Origin of the sequence: Schaalia suimastitidis DSM 15538, from assembly GCF_000429105.1 — a bacterium.
GTDB classification, from domain to species: domain Bacteria; phylum Actinomycetota; class Actinomycetes; order Actinomycetales; family Actinomycetaceae; genus Pauljensenia; species Pauljensenia suimastitidis.
In genome coordinates, this window is sequence record NZ_AUBF01000008.1 from 11,126 (window position 1) to 27,741 (window position 16,616).

Annotated in this window: 13 protein-coding genes; 10 read left to right on the plus strand and 3 right to left on the minus strand. The window is 56.2% G+C overall.

The annotated features are described in order from the left end of the window. The first annotated feature begins 98 nt into the window (after positions 1 to 98). The 10 genes from eccD to G438_RS0103610 all read left to right on the plus strand — a co-directional run bounded on the left by eccD (position 99) and on the right by G438_RS0103610 (position 11,206). Entirely contained in the window at positions 99 to 1,409 is a 1,311-nt protein-coding gene (eccD, locus tag G438_RS0103560; protein WP_026460189.1) for a type VII secretion integral membrane protein EccD, read from the plus strand. Continuing rightward, the gene (gene eccB / locus G438_RS0103565; RefSeq protein WP_026460190.1) at positions 1,409 to 2,782 is read left to right on the plus strand and encodes a type VII secretion protein EccB; all 1,374 of its coding nucleotides are present in this window, start codon (positions 1,409 to 1,411) and stop codon (positions 2,780 to 2,782) included. Before eccD ends, eccB begins: the two co-directional genes overlap by 1 nt. Further along, the gene (locus G438_RS10560) at positions 2,782 to 4,059 is read left to right on the plus strand and encodes a S8 family serine peptidase (RefSeq protein ID WP_205618402.1); all 1,278 of its coding nucleotides are present in this window, start codon (positions 2,782 to 2,784) and stop codon (positions 4,057 to 4,059) included. The genes eccB and G438_RS10560 overlap by 1 nt, the downstream gene beginning before the upstream one ends. Positions 4,060 to 4,243: 184 nt before the next feature. Continuing rightward, on the plus strand, positions 4,244 to 4,675 hold the full coding sequence (locus tag G438_RS0103575) for a hypothetical protein (RefSeq protein ID WP_026460191.1): 432 nt from the start codon (positions 4,244 to 4,246) through the stop codon (positions 4,673 to 4,675). Positions 4,676 to 4,683: 8 nt separating this feature from the next. Then, the gene (locus G438_RS0103580) at positions 4,684 to 6,033 is read left to right on the plus strand and encodes a hypothetical protein (RefSeq protein ID WP_034285032.1); all 1,350 of its coding nucleotides are present in this window, start codon (positions 4,684 to 4,686) and stop codon (positions 6,031 to 6,033) included. A gap of 26 nt (positions 6,034 to 6,059) precedes the next feature. Further along, on the plus strand, positions 6,060 to 7,514 hold the full coding sequence (locus tag G438_RS10565) for a S8 family peptidase (protein ID WP_131245745.1): 1,455 nt from the start codon (positions 6,060 to 6,062) through the stop codon (positions 7,512 to 7,514). Positions 7,515 to 7,641: 127 nt separating this feature from the next. Beyond that, on the plus strand, positions 7,642 to 7,953 hold the full coding sequence (locus G438_RS0103590; RefSeq protein WP_131245747.1) for a hypothetical protein: 312 nt from the start codon (positions 7,642 to 7,644) through the stop codon (positions 7,951 to 7,953). Beyond that, complete coding sequence (locus G438_RS11875) at positions 7,940 to 9,343, plus strand: Tle-like phospholipase domain-containing protein (protein WP_026460194.1); 1,404 nt, start codon at positions 7,940 to 7,942, stop codon at positions 9,341 to 9,343. The genes G438_RS0103590 and G438_RS11875 overlap by 14 nt, the downstream gene beginning before the upstream one ends. Then, positions 9,340 to 9,843: a hypothetical protein gene (locus G438_RS0103600; protein ID WP_026460195.1), complete on the plus strand. Its 504-nt coding sequence runs from the start codon at positions 9,340 to 9,342 to the stop codon at positions 9,841 to 9,843. The genes G438_RS11875 and G438_RS0103600 overlap by 4 nt, the downstream gene beginning before the upstream one ends. A 208-nt stretch (positions 9,844 to 10,051) precedes the next feature. Beyond that, entirely contained in the window at positions 10,052 to 11,206 is a 1,155-nt protein-coding gene (locus tag G438_RS0103610; protein ID WP_084403031.1) for an RDD family protein, read from the plus strand. A gap of 58 nt (positions 11,207 to 11,264) precedes the next feature. Here the strand turns inward: G438_RS0103610 and G438_RS0103615 are convergent, their stop codons facing one another. From G438_RS0103615 to G438_RS0103625, 3 genes are read right to left on the minus strand one after another with little or no spacing between them, the layout of a single operon-like run. Further along, positions 11,265 to 12,905: a serine/threonine-protein kinase gene (locus tag G438_RS0103615; RefSeq protein WP_026460197.1), complete on the minus strand. Its 1,641-nt coding sequence runs from the start codon at positions 12,903 to 12,905 to the stop codon at positions 11,265 to 11,267. Then, on the minus strand, positions 12,902 to 15,388 hold the full coding sequence (locus G438_RS10575) for a transglutaminase-like domain-containing protein (protein ID WP_051259253.1): 2,487 nt from the start codon (positions 15,386 to 15,388) through the stop codon (positions 12,902 to 12,904). Before G438_RS10575 ends, G438_RS0103615 begins: the two co-directional genes overlap by 4 nt. Continuing rightward, complete coding sequence (locus G438_RS0103625) at positions 15,388 to 16,605, minus strand: DUF58 domain-containing protein (protein ID WP_051259254.1); 1,218 nt, start codon at positions 16,603 to 16,605, stop codon at positions 15,388 to 15,390. Before G438_RS0103625 ends, G438_RS10575 begins: the two co-directional genes overlap by 1 nt. Positions 16,606 to 16,616: the final 11 nt, after the last annotated feature.

The window sequence follows — 16,616 nt, forward strand, 5'->3', positions numbered from 1 at the left end:
GAAGCGAATCCACAGGAGGTTGTGGCAAGCATGTTTGCGTCAGCCATGTAGCCTTAAGATCGGACCTTCACACCGGCGACTGTTCTCAAAGGACAAGCATGCTCAGTTCGACTTCTCGCAACACAGCGCTACTACCGCTGACGGTGTCACTTAACACCCAAAGTGCGGATGTCACCGTTCCGGCGACAATTGCTCTGGCGGAACTGCTCCCGGCGTTGGTTTCGCGCCTCGCACCACTTGACGCGCAGAATGCCTCCCTGGGCTTTTCTGTATCAACGGCAAGCGGGCGCCGCCTCGACCTCACAAAATCCTTAAGAGAACAAACAGTTCGACCAGGATCCGTCCTTACGCTGCATCCGCATGGCACAACTGCTGAAGAGCAACGCTATGACGATCTCGTTGAAGCAGTGAGTACCATCGCCGAGCGCGATCAACAGCCATGGGAGGCACAGCATTCGCTGCAATTATCCGCCCATGCTGCTGCGCTCCTCATTCTTGTCGCTGCTGCGCTGCTCACCCTTGACCAAACTATGAGCGTCATTTCGGCTGGGGTAGGTATTGTTGGCGCGATACTCACCACCTTGGCGGCAATGGTGGTCAACAAATCAGGTAGCACCCCCGGTGCATTATCGCTCGTCCATACTGTGCCAGTGATATTGGGGGCTGCGGCCTTTGCATTAACCCCAGGCGGATGGGTGGGTATGCCACTGCTTGCCGCGGGTAGTGCCATCGCAGCGTCAGCGACAGTTCTCCTGGTGCTGCCTCGACGAAACTGGCCCTCGGCTGTAGGTCCGCTGACCGTCGGCCTTGCCTATCTGCTCACAGGTATCCTTACCTTTGTCTTCGACGTGCCGACTACACGAGCAGTGGCACTCTCCTGCGCATTACTTGCGATCATTTCCTTGGGTGCACCGTGGGTCGCAATGGCAGCGTTTCCCACTACCGTTGGCACTAACCGTGACCTGGAGCAGATCGATCCGACTGTTGTGGGAGCCGTTGTGGAGGGTGGGCATATCTTTACAATCGCGCTGAAGGCTGGCGCCACGTTAGCACTTGTGACCTTCGCTCCGGCGCTGGCAACTTCGACATTGGGTATGGCATTACTTGGCGCCATCGGTGTCGCATTGATGCTCACCACCAGGGCTTTGCGCTCACGTGTCGAGGTAGTGATCGGTGTTATTGGAGGCATGGCCCTTAGCCTCATCGCGGTTGTAGCTGCACCCACCGTCGCCCCATGGACACTTCCGTGGGTCATTGGGGGCATGCTCACGGCAGCGATCCTCCTCCTCGGCATCAATGTCATTACCCCGAAGCTACGACCCTGGTTAACGCGATGTGCTGACGCCCTGACAAGTGCGGCATTGATCAGCATCATCCCACTCACCGTCTTACTGTGGGGTGTTTTCTAATGGCGTCAAATAAGGAAATACTTGAGGCTCAGCGTTACAACCGGCGTCGCCTCGTAACCGCGTTTTCTTCAGGCACGCCAGGTGGGAAAGAACTCGAATCGCGTTCACTCTTTGCCCCGCTCCTCGTTGGCATTGTGATCTCGGTGGTCATGCTTGCCATTGCTGCCGTGATGGGTCGTTTTTCTCCGGTGTTACCAAATGGATGGGAGAACTCCACCCTCATCGTTGTGAAAGGCACCGGTGCGCGTTATTTCACCATTGATGGCGTGCTGCGACCAGTAACGAATATTACGTCAGCACGGCTTTTATCTGACGCAGGGTCGTATAAGACCAGCGAGGTATCAGCCTCGCTGCTCGAAGGTATTGAGCGTGGGTCCCTCGTTGGTCTCACCGATGTGCCTGACGACGTTCCGGCCGCGCAGGCCCTGAACTCTGACCAGTGGTTGAGTTGCGCGATACACGATATCGCGCACACATGGGTGGCCGCAGTCCCAGATAATGTGCAACCACACGACGCTGCGATTGTGTCGAATGAGGGCGCAACCTTCCTGATTTCAGGAGGATTCCGTTATGAGATTCCAACCCAACACCGAAATGGTGTGCTTTTCGCGCTTGGCTTGGAAACGCTTACCCCCACTCCTGTCACTGGGCAATGGTTGAGTTTATTTGAGCAGGGTCCTGCACTTGTTCCTTTCGAGATCCACAATGTTGGTGCGTCTGTGTCGGGGATGCCAGCCTCTCTGGCGACCGCTGTGGTGGGTACGGTAATTGAAGTAAAGGAGTCTTCATCGATTCGTCGTTATATTGTCACTGGCAATGGACGCATCGCACCACTGAGTGACGTGGCTGAACGACTTTTTCGAATTAGCGAGGCGGGCATGCATTTGGGCAGCCCCCTGTCGGTTGCGGTAGCTGACCTCACTGACGTGACTGTCGATACTATTGGTCCGGTTCCACCTCAATGGCCCGTGTCAATATCGGCTCCTATTACCTCCGACTCGCTTCCGTGCGCACAACTGGTGGCAACCGTCGAAGGACTCCCCGTGACAAGACTCGTGTCCTTGACGCAAGCACACGCTGAAAAGGAACTGGGCGTGGATCTGTCTACTCCACGTGTGCTTCGTGCCAGTACGATTCGAGGCGGCTCAGGAGCACTGGTTCGCGCGACTTCAGGCGGTAGCTTCGGCGCTGTCATGCTGGTATCTGATGCCGGAACGATTCACGGGTTGGGGGCGGATCCTGACAACACATTGATGCGTTTAGGGTACACGAGTGATGACGTCGCCACGATTCCTTCTGCATGGACGAACCTATTGCCCCAAGGTACCCCGCTTGATCCTGAGGCGGTGTGGAACACTGTGAGGGAGCAATGATGCGGATGTCACGTCGTCAAACGCACATTGGGGTGATTGCGGCGTTACTGTTTGGCGCCTCGCTACTGGGCGCATTGCCAGCATCCTCGGATACTTCAGTTGAACCATCGTCCAAGGTGGTGTCTTTTGCTGGTAGTGTGCTTGGCGTTGACGCCCTTCAGGAGGAAGCCTGTACGCCAGGAAACACGAGCTTCATTGACCAACCGCCTCATGCGCTTGCCCAATTGGGAATTCCGCAAGCCTGGGATCTGTCATTGGGCGACGTTACAGTCGCGGTAGTTGATTCAGGAGTGGCAGCGATCAATCCCCACCTGCGCGACGCTGTACTTCCTGGTATTGATCTGGTCACTGGCGGAGACGGGCAAACTGATACCCACGGTCACGGAACTGCGATTGCCGGGATCATCGCCGCTCGCAAGGTTGAAGGATCTGGGCTTGTCGGTGTCGCACCCCAGGCACGGATTCTGCCGGTGAGGGTGTATGTCGATACGACTCACGAGGCCATTCAGGCCGGGATTGCGCCTGATCCTTTACGCACAGCTGAGGGGATCCGCTGGGCAGCTGATTATGGTGCCGCCATTATCGTGATAGCGATGTCCACCGCTACTGATGTCACCGCATTACGCGAAGCGGTGACATATGCGCACGACCGAGGTTCGTTGGTGGTGGCATCAGCGGGCAACGTTGACGATCAGACGGTAGACACGTCAATTCGCTTCCCTGCCGCGTACCCTCAATCATTGTCGGTGACAGCAGTAACCTCAGCAGGACTACCAAGTGACACAGTCCTTCATGGGACCCATGTTGAGGTAGCGGCGCCCGGACAAGACGTGTTGACAACCTACATGGGGTATGGCGACTGCATATTTTCACCCAATGAGCCAATGACCTCCTACGCCACAGCCTACGCCTCAGGCGTTGCCGCTTTGGTGGCGAGCGCTCATCCGGCGGAGTCACCAGCAGATTGGAAGTACCGGATGCTGGCGACGGCTTTGCGCCCAGCAGGTGCACTACATGATACGGCGTTGGGGTGGGGCATTATTGCCCCTTTTGATGCCATCAATTTTGTCAATGATGGGATGCTACCAGGCCCTGATAACCCTCGGTTTTCTGAACCTGGCACACAGGTATTGCCAGTGATGTCGCGGACACAGAATAGCGATTCAGGCCAAGTGATTGTGGGGTTGTTGCCTTATGTGATTGCCGGTGGTGGTACTGCGATAGTTATTGCGACGCTTCTGGTCTCGATTTTGATCAGGCGAAATCGGGCCGATTAAATGCGCGAAACTGGCGGCACCGCACCACAGTGATGCAACTGTTCAGAATAGTCGGCAGCACTCCCGTGGCTGTGCGTTTCAGTACCGGCAAATCTTCGCGTTGGTTCGGGACACTGTACCGTCTTCTTGCCGCGGCGTGTAGGCTGTGGGTGGTGTGGTAGTTGCCTTCTTCCTTGGAGGTCATATGTCTGAAGTTTCGGTGGATGTCGAGCAGAACGCTCAGGCGTGCCAACAAGTTCTTTTAGCAGAACAGGACGCCGCGCAGGCAGTAGCTCGCCTGGATACCGCCTACCAGGAACAGACTGCGGCGAAGTGGGGGGTACAAGTTGGTCCGCGAGCTTTTCAGTCCGTATATTCAATGGCGCTGCAAGATGTCATGAACTCTATTGGTGGTTTGGAATCAGATCTTGCAACATTTGAGGCGGGTATGCGTCAGGTACGGGAAGAGTTTGCTGATCTTGATACCGCATGGGCTGCTTTTGCCGACGGGTTAAATGGTGACCTTGAGCGGGCAGGACAAGATGTTGCGCAAGGTGACGGTTCAGTGAATCACCGACCTAGTGATGCAACGTCGGGTGTTTCGGTTGCTGATTTGTTGAGTAATGAGATTCAGTAGGGGGCATAGTGGCTGGTAGTCCCGCGTATGAGATGCTGCGTGCAGTCCATAACTTAGTTTATGGCGACGTCGCCGAGGAGTCGGCGGTCCGCAGTGCTATTGCTCAGCTGGCTGATATTGACCGTCGCCTGGCCCAGTTTGGTGGTGCTTCTGGCTTTGTGGGCCAGGTTGAGGAGGCTGTGCAACGGTGGGTGAGTGAAAGACGAGTAAAAGTTCAGCATCTTCAAGGAATGTTGCAGACAATGCTTACCCGTCATAGTGTTGTGCGTAGTGTAATGGAGGCTGCGCGTGATCGTTTCAGTGAGTTGCCGTCTGAGCTGCTGACGCCTGCGGAGCAGTTTTTGGGTGCGACGGTATCGATGGTGACGATGCCGACGGTCTCGGTGCCTGTGTCGGTGTGGTTGGGGTATATCCGTGATGAGCGGAATCAGGAGCGCGAGCACATCGCACAGGGCATCCTTGACCAGATGAATGCGGAAATAAAAAGTCTCAGCCGCCTGTCGATGAACACTGACGACTACCAAAGGTACGACTTTCCTGGGAATGATGAGGGCGATGACGTGCCGGGTGGTGGGTTAAGGGATGCTGGGGTGATGGGGCGAGGTGTTGGCGGTGCCGTTTCTCCGTGGACTCCTCGTGCTGTGGAACAGGTGCCCTCCTTTGGTGAGGGAGGAGGATCGGGCGCTGCAGATCCTCGAGCGTACCATTTTGGTGGAGGTGATCCTTCGCGCGTGGCTCCAGTCCCTAACGATCGCCTTGTTCCGGGGGACAGGCTTGTCCGCGGGGCGCCTGTACCGTCTATGGTGCCTAATAGTAACGCAGTGGGGTATGTGCCGCCGCGTGTAGCTGATTTTCACGATCCGAGGTGGCGGTCAAGTTATCACATTGGGGACTTATCATCGCCAGCGTCGGGCATATTCCAGGGTGGAATCGTAGCCTCTGGGGCGGGTCTTGCGGTGGCACGGGTGTCGACCGGGCCCGGTATTGCTGGTTTAGCGATTTCGTCCACTACGCCTTTAAAGGGGTCCTCTGCTGCTGGTGTGACACCTCAACTGGTGCGTGCAGCAGGGGCGTCGCAGGGAGCTTCAGGGTCGCTGCTTTCGGCTTCCGCGGCAAGCACGTCTTCTTCTGTGCCTGCTGGGGGGTCTGGCGCATCGCGAGGGGGTGCGTTGATGCCAGGTGTCGGCACCTCTTCGTCGACTAAAGAAACTGATCCGAGTCGGCGGCGTGTGGGCTATCATGTAGTGCGCGTCGATGACGCTTCAGAAGGTGCAGTAGTGGCTGGCGATGCATGTGGATCAGGCTGTGCTGCTGAGTTAACACCATTGGGTGACGATGAGCGAGGTGACCGTTGGTGAGGCGCACATTATGGAGCACCGCGTTGGTGACGTGCATAATGCTATCGGCGGGCGTATCGGCTTATGCGCAAGGGTATGTGCATGAGGGGTATATTGATACTCAAAGTTACGTGTCTGCTTACGCGATTGATCAGCTGCGCGCAAAGGGGTATGACGGGCAAGGTGTCACCATCGGAGTGATTGACGGCCCAGTGGATGTTACTGCGCCAGAGCTACAAGGCGCGGACATCGAAGTGAAGTACATGTGCGACGAAGAGGATACGAACAACGCTAGTGAACTCGCCCACGGCACTGCGATTGCGTCAATTCTTGTCGCTAAAGACTGGGGGTGGGTCCCCCAAGCAAAAATCATTAACTATGCACTCCCCGATGGAGAACCCTCAGTGTCGTCTGGGTTTAGAAAACCCCCCACGAGCTGTAGGGGAATCCATCCGGTAGCGTACGCGATTCATCAAGCGCTAAATGACGGTGTTGACATTATTTCCATGTCTTTAGGTGAAAGTCTCACAGAGTTTGATGAGGCTGCGATTGCTCGCGCTGCAGCGGTGGACGTTCCTGTCATCGCGTCGATGGGGAATGATAGCCGTGAAAATCCTGATGCCTCCTATGCCAGGCTCAGCACTGTGGTGGGTGTTGGTTCAATTAACGCTGAAGGGTATTTGTCGAGTTTTTCTAACTACGGCGATGGATTAACGGTTCTTGCATTTGGGGAAGGCATCACTTTACGCAGTTTTGACGATAGTGGGTACTCGACACCTTCTCCTGGAAAGCAAGGCACCTCGTATTCGGCGCCGATGGTCACTGGCGCGATGGCGGCAGCGAAGTCGAAGTGGCCTGATGCTACTGGACGGCAGTTGATTTATTCGTTGATGCGTACCGCTATCAGTGACTCAGATGGATGGACACCGCAGCTTGGGTATGGGGGGATGTCCGTTGAGGGCTTGTTGAACACCGATCCAACGACGATGCCCGACACAACGCCACTGCTTGGTCGTAATGGACTTTCTATTGAGTTGACTCAAGCTGATATTGATGACTATGAGGATGGGTTGACTTCCCCCTACTACCTTGAAGGTGACACGACGTACATTTATCGTGGTACTGACGAGTTAATCATCGCACTCTACCCAGAGATTTCACAGCCCGGCACCTCACCTCGATATGCCAATTCGCAAGCTACTTCAGACACTGATGCGGGGGTGCCTGTGTGGGTATGGGTACTCGTTGGTCTAGGCACAGTGATCACCCTAGCGATAGTGGTGCGGTTTTTTAGCCGAAACAAAGGTGCTGGCCGTCAAACGCTCCCTGTGCCAGCATCACCATATGCGCATATTCCTCCTTCACAGGCATCGACAATTCCGCCACTCCACGCACCCCAGGCCTCGCCTTACCCACCATCAACGCCATCACCAACAGGGTCTGCCTCCCCCACATGGCCACCACCGTCGGCTCACCCTGACCAGCAGACGCCTCCTGCATAGCAGGTGTGGGAGCGGTTTCATGTGACGGGGGTCGTGCGTGTCGTTGCGGCAGAAGGAGGTCTGTGAGCGGTGGTGACCATTCGTGTTTCTTGGCGGGAAATTGCCACCCGTGGAAGGGATGTGCGCAATGTCGGTATTAGAGGTTGATCCGCCTGAATTGTTTTATTTTGCCTCGCGCTTGGATGATGTAGCGCAGGTATATGTTGATGCCCCATTGGGCGATGGTGCACTTGTCAGTGCGTCGATGCCGGGGGCAGAGTCTTTGGCTGCTTTTATCGGTGCTGTTGGAGTTCTTGAAGAATCGAATGCGGACCTGGTGGCAGCAATGAAGGATATTGCTGCTAATGCGCATGCTTGTGGTGCGGCATTTGCTTATAGCGATGATCAGGCTGCCAATGCGTTGTTGTCGTGTGTAGGTGTACTCAATGAGATGGTCTGATATTGCGCGGTGGGATCCTCGTGCATTAGAGCAGTTGGGGCGCGATATTGCTGCGTATCGTCTGCGGGTTGAGCATGCGGTTGAGGAAGTGTGGCGTGCAGAGAATCAGGTGCACGGTTCGGGAATGGCGTTAAGTGCGATGTTGGCTGCTTCGGGCCGTGTGAGGCTCCGAGCGGAGTGGTATGCGCAGCAGTTGGCGCAGTTGGCTGCGCTCACATCTGCTGCAGGTGATGGCGTGCGTGAGGTGAGGCGTCGGGTGTTTCGGTGCCAAGATTTTGCTGATCAGCGAGACTATTTGACGCTTGACAGTGAAGGAAATGTGCATTGTGTTATGCCATCGGAGGATCCTGAGGACGGGTACAGGAATCCGTTTGAATCAGACTATCATTCGGTGGCAGAAATGGCTGTCCGCACTAGCGCGCGTGATGACTTAATGCTGATGGTGGCAGAGGTGCATGCACTTGCTGAACAGGTCGATCACAACTACCGGTCGGGCTTATTGAGGATTATTCGAGGCCAGGAATCCCCGTTGGGTGCCGGAGATGGTGCACTTGATGGGCGCATCACCAAGGCGGAGCCTCATCAGCGGGTGTTGGATCTTGGCGATATTTCCTATGCCATATACCAAGACCACCTCACCCGCGCCCATAACCTTCCGAAAGGGTGGTCTGAGGTTGGGGTTGATGAGTTAAGGCATATGGGGTTGGATCCTAGTGATTTTGTGGATCCAGTAACAGGGTTCACTGCGGCATTATTTCGGCATGAAAATGGTGATTTTGTTGTGGCTTTTCGGGGGTCAGATGAGGGTATTGACTGGCCGAATAATCTGGCGGGGTCGCTGAGTGTGTCGCCCCAACAAATTCAAGCGATAGATGTGGCTATGCGCGTGCGCTCTGCTCTTGAAAGCGCGGGTATAGGGATGGACCGCCTGCATTTTACTGGGCATTCTTTAGGTGGTGGCCTTGCGGCGCTGGCAAGTGTGGCAACAGGTAGCGCGGCAACAACCTTTAATGCGGCAGGGAGTTCTGACCTTGCGCTTGAGGCAGCTTTTTCTGCACGTAATAGCTCTTTTGGTGACCCGGATGCCGACGACCGTCAGCTAGCCGCACAGCGTATTGAAGCTTTCACTTCGGTCGATGATCCGCTCAGCCGTGCCCAGGGCGGGTCTCGGGCACCTGATGCTTTCGGCACCAGGATAGAGGTCGATCCGCCTGGGTCCCCGGAAGCTGCTGCTGGTGAGTATCGTGATACTCACCGGTACGTCCCGCCACAGGTCAAGTCTGCCGTGGATGCTCAGACATTATCCATACTGATCAAACAAACACTAGAAGCCCATGGGGTAAGACCTATGCTTGATAAACTTGCGCACGATTGGGGGATACCACGATGACTCCTTCGCCCTGCCTTTACCCCACACGGCGTGCCGGATTCTCTGTGCGTCGGCTTGTTGCTACCGCACTGGCCTTCCTCCTTGGGGTGAGCACGCTGGCTGGATGTAACGCAGTAGCACCGCCAGAAAAAATCGAAGAAATCAAAACAGCAATCATGGACATCGGCGCCCCCATCACCGACGTCTTCTTAGTTCACTCCGACCTCGGAGAAATCGGGACTGGACTGACCTTAGCAGTCACCGTTTCAACCCAGGAAGTCAGCCCTCAACTTGTCCGAGACATTGTGTTAACCCTCGACGAACACGTCAACTTCACTTTCAGCTCCGGCCTCATCAGAATCGAAAGACAAGACGGCACCAGAATCCACATCCAAGACGCAGCACGCGCCGCAGGCGTACCCATTCGGTTTAGTCGCATCCCCGACGGCATCAACTGGTTTAACGATGAAGAACTCATCGAAATAGCCAAAGCCGTACGCGCCACACCCCTCAACAACTAAAGCCCACCACACAAACATGAGCCTGCGCATACCTTCCTGCTTCAATGACGTCACCATCCGACATACCTTCGGCAAAAAACATACGATCACGGAGTGAATGCTTCACAGCCCATCACACAAGGACCTTTGCTACCCATCGGATTCATCACCCTGTATATTCATCACTTCGGTATGATCGAAGCATTGTGAGCAACCACTAGGGGGATCTATGTCAACACCATCCCAACCACCGTGGGAGCCGCTAGGACCAGCACAGCCACGACAACGTCCTGATCATGGTAATGGCATGCGCCCAGCGACAATGTGGGCACGACTGTGCGCATACATGGTAGACCTCCTATGCGTTCTCATCCCGACGCTGACCTTACTGTTAGTGAATTACCCCTTATGGCTAGCATCCCTCCCAGCAGGCGGCATCATCATTGGGGGTACCCTTCTGAGGGCATTTACCGGCTACACCCTTGGTGGTGCCCTCACAGGTATTCGTGCAGCACGCACCAACACTACCCAGCCACCAGGTTTTGCTCGCCAACTCGCCCGGACACTTGTCACACTCTTCCTTCACACCACGATTATCGGCCCTGCCATCAGTATCATCTTTGGCATAGGTGGCAAAGACTGGGTTGACCGCCTGTGCGGAACGTGGATGATCGCAGCCAATGACATCACCAGTACACCTCACCCCACTTATCGTCCCTCCCCGACCGTAAGCAACACGCACTTGGCCGCAGAGCCACCGGCCGTTCACACACAGGTTCGTCGCACCCCGACGCCTTGGCCCGCTCCCACGCACGCCAAACCCACCGCTGCCCATATGGCAACCACTATTCCACAGGGTCCTTTGCCAACACCTTCACCCCAAAAGGAACACGACCGCGCGCACTTCGTCGATCCTATGCCCACCGTGTTAATGCCCACCATCGTTGCTATCTCAGGCTCCGACGGACATACCGCATCATCATGGTCGACACCACGGATTGTTCCCGCAGCTCACGTACACCACAGGTCAAGCCAAATCCCAGCCGGTAGGCTACGGCTCGTTGTCGATAGCGGGCAATGTGAAGAGATCAGCACTCCCCTCATCGTTGGCCGTAACCCCAGTAACGTCGATCCTCAGGCAACCATTGTTGCAATCCCCGATTCCACACGAACACTATCGCGCTCTCACTTCTTGCTACGGCCGTCTGGTGATGGGGTCACCATTGAAGACACATATTCCGCTAACGGCACCTGCGTGCGTTATCCCAGCGGCGAAAAAATCCCCCTGACACCAGGAACAAAAATCCAAATTCCCCCCGGCACGACAATCCTGGCAGGTGAACGGTCGATGCTCCTCACCTCCGATGCGGCGCCTCGACACTAAGATGCCAAGGGACAGAGGTCCTACTACTCGGCCCTAAAATACGGTGTTCGGATAGCGCTTATGGGACCTGAATGCAGGTACTTGCCGGACTGGACTGACGCCCAGATTCGCCAACTGCAATCACCTCAATACAATGTTCGCCACTCATCGCCTCGGTACTCGCGTAGTTGACATTGACTGACCGCGTAACCTCTTCACCGTCGGGACGCGTAACGGTGTACAGATACGTTTTCACTTCACCCGCAACGGTCACTGCAGTCTCGTCAACACCCTGATTTTGGATATCGGCTATTTGCTCATCAGCACCCGCGACACCCGCCGTGTCCTCTGTCGGCACTGTCTCCACTTCGCCAGGTACCGCCTCGCCACGTTTCCACGTCCAATGAATCTCTGTTTCTTGGACAACACCACTAATGTCACGCACAGGTGCTGGCGCAGGCGCAGCAATATCTTCCAACGACTCCTCCGCTGGTGAGGTATCCCCACTAGTGGGCAGAACAATACCACCGCCACCAGTCAACATCGCCACGATCAAACCTGCTGCAATGACCGCACCCAGCACAACAAGAAGTAGCACGGTCAGCAAGCTCCTCCTATGCTTCGTTTGGCTAACACTACCGTTTCTGCGGTCGTCAATAGGGTCGCGCGTCACCTCACGTACTGTCCATTGGTCTTCCACAACCGAAGGAACATGAGCAGCAAAGTCAACAACCGGAATGTCACTCACGCGCGTGCGTTCTGCATCGATTGACGCAATGCCACGCAACCGCGTCGCATCGTCAAAAGAGTCGGCACTCAACCCTCCAGGGACTCCACCTCGTCCAGCAATTGGCAGGTCACGGAGCTCCATCTGCGTCACTTGGCGGCCCATGATCTCTTGGACCTGCTGTAACGCACGACCAAACTCAAAAGCACTCGGTGTACGTGTCAATGGATCTACACGCATTGCCTCACGTAACACCACTTCAAGATGAGGCGGCGCATCCCCACGTCCTAATGCACGAAGAGCACCTGAACGCACCCGCGTCGCAATAGCCACCGCAGAATTATCGCCAACAGGGTCTTCAAATGGGCTACGGCCAACCAACAGTGTCCACAACGTTGCCGCTAAAGCCCACACGTCCTGCGTGGGATGGGCGTGTGTGGACGCATGTTGTTGTTCTGGCGGCGCCCACAACACCGAAAAACCGTCTAGCCCACCCGGGCTCAGCATGCCGATTTCCGCCGCAACGCCGAAATCGCCAAGCACTGGTTTGCCGTAGGAATCGAGCATAACATTGCCGGGCTTGATGTCACGATGTACCAACCCTGACCTGTGCATCATCTCAACGCCACCGCATAAGCGAATAATCGTGTCTATCGCTCGATCAACAGCCATGGGACGTGCACGTACTTGAGCACCAATATTGGCAACCGGACAATATTCCATCACCAAATACGGTCGTCCGTCACCTGCGGTTCCTGCCGAAAACAGCTCAACAACCGCTGGATGCCCTGCCACGGTGGCCATCGCATTCGCCTCACGGCGAAGCTCCCGAATACCCGAGGATTCACCGCCAAAACGCGCCACCTTAATGGCGACATCCCTGGCAGGCACATGCTGACGATACAGGTGAACATCCGCGAATCCACCTGAGCCAAGCAGACGAACCCACGTATACCCGTTCAATTCAGGTGCAACTGCTCCCTGCGATGTCATCGTGTCTTCCCCTTCTTTGACCACCTACGCCTCGACCGCGTTCCCATCGCGTCCGCGGTAACTGCATGACGCCGTTGATGGTCGAGGCGTTGTGTGCGGTCGCGTAGTCGTTCTTTCTTACGCTGTTCACGTTGACGCTTGTGATATTCGCGCAACGAACGAATAGAGAATGTATACCTAAGACGCTCCCACAACGACGATGCGCCAGTAAGCTCAGCTGACAACTGTTCCACTTGACTCCATGTTGCGTGGGCAACTTCTGTCGTCGGCTCATCTGGCCCAAAATCCGCGCGATCAGCAGCCCTGGCAACTGCCACCGTGCCGGGCAACGCAGTTCCTTCGATACTCCACCGTGAAGAGGTATGAGCCGATGGGGCCTCCTCCACAGTGTGGCTGGCCCACAATGTTTGAGACAGAATCCACGCAGTCTCTTGGCGTGTCAGCTCTGGTTGGACGGTGTGGCCTGCATCGATCGCCATGTCCACCACCTCGGCCCATGAACCTTCAATGGCTGCCCTCGCTGGTGCTTTACGGCGACGTGAACGTCTCCGCGCTTTAAACACAAGGATAAGGAGCAGGGGAAGCAGGAACAGGACGAGCGCGCTGCCACTGACTGCGATCAGTGCCCACGGCAGATGAGCGGTCTCGTCATCTTGTGGGTCAGCGTCCTTATCAGCCATCGTCGGCAACATCTCGGCAGGCTCTTCTGGCGGCTCAGGTGGTTGCAGCACCTGCGGACGTGGCACTGACCGCGGTTTCGGCACATCCGTTTGCGGAACTTGGTCGCGCGGCGGTGTCGGATCAAATACCGCCCAGCCGACGCCGTCAAAGTGAACTTCAACCCAGGAACGTATATCCTCGCCCTGGAACTCCACCGTACCGCTTTCCTGCGGCGCATACGCGCCCATCACGACACGCGCGTTAATACCTAATGAGTGCAACATTAATGCCATCAGCACTGAGTACTGTTCGTCATCTCCGATGAGTTGCGCATTGTCAAGCATCCGTGTCAGTCGATCGGTGCGGTGCCCCGGTCGCGACTGTGCGCTGCCCTCATTCGAGAAAAATCCTTCCTCAGCAAGGTATCGTTCAATCGCTCGTGCGCGGGCTAGCGCGCCTTGTTCTTTGGAGGCAATTGTCGAGGCGAGTTCCGCAACCGCTGGCGGCACACCTGTTTCGGTTCCCACGTACGGTGTTGCTTGTACGCCAGAAAGTTGACCATCAGTCCACGTAGGAGCGATCATCGTCTCCATCGTGTATGACAAAGGACCCTGCGGCGCCGTCGTCACCGCTGCATCTGCCCACAAGTCCACATGCAAGCCATTTTGTTGCTTCCGAGCATCTGCTCCATCAAAGATCAGAGATGACACTGTTCCGGTCAACGGTACCCACGGGCCAAGGAGACGATGTGTTGTCACGTGAATGGTCGCTTCAACGGAACCCTCAGGAACATTTCGCTCAGGAAATTCGGTCCCAACCTTGGTATATCCACCATTGTCGTACACACCCACTGGGCTTATGCGCATGGCAGTGCCGTCATACACATCCATGACGCCAATGCGTAGGCGAGCGTCTTTAGGTAATCCCTCGACGGTCGCAATCGTTTCACGTTCAAGGTCGGTTGAATAGTGTCTAAAGGCTGCTAAGGGTGTCGGATATTCCTGAACATCCAACGGAGGGTCGACGAGGTCGCGCAGCACAATGCGGTTCGTTGGCCCGTTGACGTAGCCAACGTAACCTAAGGACCCAGCACCAACAACGAGGACCGTAAGGATCCCCGCCATGACGCGTTGTCCGGCGCGCACCGCGTTACGCGACGCGCCTTGATGAATACCAGTGTTACCCGTATGCTCCCCGTTACCTCTGCCGATACGCACATCAACACCACGGTCGAAACGCCGTCGCTGCGCTGCCCAGGCCCACCACAGAATTACCGAGGCGGCCCACCCAATCGCCAGCAACGGCCTCGGCTCGCTGGACGATTCCCCCCATGCGATACCGACAATACCCATGAGCGCCACCGGTATCGTCCCAGCGATCATTTTGCCTCGGGCCGTAAGAAGACCCGAAACGGTGGCACAGACGAGTCCCGTGATCCACGGAAGAACCGCGGGACCTACGTAGGTCCCAGCCGGAGGTGTCAGCGTCAACAGGTCCATCCAGGCATAAGCGGACTGAACCACAAGGAGCTGGAGCGTGTGAGCCGTAGGCAATACACCGAAAAGTGTTGTTTCAGGGAGCGCGGCTACACCTCCCAGCAGGAAATATGAGGCAAGGACAGCCGCAATGGTCGAAAGTGCATCCCAACGCCACCAACGCGCTGCGGCTGCTATGGCCAAGCCAACCACGACGCCGCATCCTGCCGCTCGTAAGCCCACGAAACCACCAAAAACTGGTTCGTGGACGACGATGACAGGGACAAATAGGGCCAGTAAAACCAGAAAAACCCACCCCGGCTGAGGCACTATACGGCGACGGAACATTACGATAACGCTCCTAATGCCACTATTCGACCAAGGTGATCCAGACTCGGGCAATCCACCACGGACACTGCGCCAAGTCGGTGCCGACGCATCGCAGTTCCTGGGGCGATTCGAAGCACGCCACAGACAATATTGGCACCAATCACCGCGTTGAGTCGCGCAATTTCTTCATCGGTTGTCAGCGGACCAACCACCAGGGTCAGCACAGAAATATCGGGCCGTGCCGTGATCACTTCACGTAGCCGACGTCGAAGGCTGGCGCCAATCCTCACCTCAAGCTCGGCAAGTTCGTCAAGCATTCGCATAGGCGACGAGGTGGAAATCCAGCCCTGTGACGTTGCGAAGGATATTTTGCGCGAAGCAGTAAAGCCTGACAAGCCTAACGATGCAGCAACGGACACTGCCAGTTCAAAATCCTCCCCTGCCCAGTGTTCTACACGCGTGTCAAGCATGATGAGATGGTGGCTTCGGCGGGTTTCTTCAAAAACCCGCACCACAAGGCGTCCGGTGCGCGCAGTCGTCGGCCAGTGCACATTTCGCCGATCGTCGCCTGGGACGTAGTCTCGCAGCGCGTGGAAGGACACGTCTGAAGACGATAAACGTGCCGTCGTCACACCCTCAACATCAACCAACGCACCCGTGGCGTCAAAAGGGACACGGATTGTTTTCGGATGCACGTGAAGGCGCTGCGCGTGAGACCACTGACGTAAGCGGCGTAGTAGACCCAACGCATCGGTTCTTACGGTGCGAGGCGGTCCGATCGTTATCACGCCTCGTTTGCGGGCCTCGACTGAAAAAATCTCCTCCCACTCTTGTTGACCACGAAGCGGCGGAACAATGAAGCCTACCGCTGAGGAACCAACGGGGAGTTCGACCACACCGGTCGAACTGCGGCGATGACGGGTATTACGGACACGTACCTCACCCATCGCGCTTTGTCCCGCAACGATACGGGACTGCGGTAGCCTCACCTTCACTGCATGTGGGCTTGGAACAAAGACCCACACTGCCGCTACAAACAACAACAAAAGAGCGAAGATCGCTAAAGCATAAGCCTCGACCCATCCGAACCACTGAGCGATCAGCGCCGCGAGTATGGCGCAGGCCAGTACCGCCCAACCTGTGAGGCTCACCCACGCCAGGCGTGTACGTACCCAAGCGATCCATCCGATGCTGACAATTCGGTCGCCAGCCTGCCGCAGCGCATGCCGCAGCATTACGAGGCGAT

Bases quoted from the DNA above. Each gene is read 5' to 3' on its own strand.
- G438_RS0103600 (WP_026460195.1), top strand. From the start codon at position 9,340: ATGACTCCTTCGCCCTGCCTTTACCCCACACGGCGTGCCGGATTCTCT.
- G438_RS10575 (WP_051259253.1), bottom strand. From the start codon at position 15,388: ATGTTCCGTCGCCGTATAGTGCCTCAGCCGGGGTGGGTTTTTCTGGTT.
- G438_RS0103590 (WP_131245747.1), top strand. From the start codon at position 7,642: ATGTCGGTATTAGAGGTTGATCCGCCTGAATTGTTTTATTTTGCCTCG.
- G438_RS0103625 (WP_051259254.1), bottom strand. From the start codon at position 16,605: ATGCTGCGGCATGCGCTGCGGCAGGCTGGCGACCGAATTGTCAGCATC.
- G438_RS0103575 (WP_026460191.1), top strand. From the start codon at position 4,244: ATGTCTGAAGTTTCGGTGGATGTCGAGCAGAACGCTCAGGCGTGCCAA.
- eccD (WP_026460189.1), top strand. From the start codon at position 99: ATGCTCAGTTCGACTTCTCGCAACACAGCGCTACTACCGCTGACGGTG.
- G438_RS11875 (WP_026460194.1), top strand. From the start codon at position 7,940: ATGAGATGGTCTGATATTGCGCGGTGGGATCCTCGTGCATTAGAGCAG.
- G438_RS0103610 (WP_084403031.1), top strand. From the start codon at position 10,052: ATGTCAACACCATCCCAACCACCGTGGGAGCCGCTAGGACCAGCACAG.
- G438_RS0103615 (WP_026460197.1), bottom strand. From the start codon at position 12,905: ATGACATCGCAGGGAGCAGTTGCACCTGAATTGAACGGGTATACGTGG.
- G438_RS10560 (WP_205618402.1), top strand. From the start codon at position 2,782: ATGCGGATGTCACGTCGTCAAACGCACATTGGGGTGATTGCGGCGTTA.
- eccB (WP_026460190.1), top strand. From the start codon at position 1,409: ATGGCGTCAAATAAGGAAATACTTGAGGCTCAGCGTTACAACCGGCGT.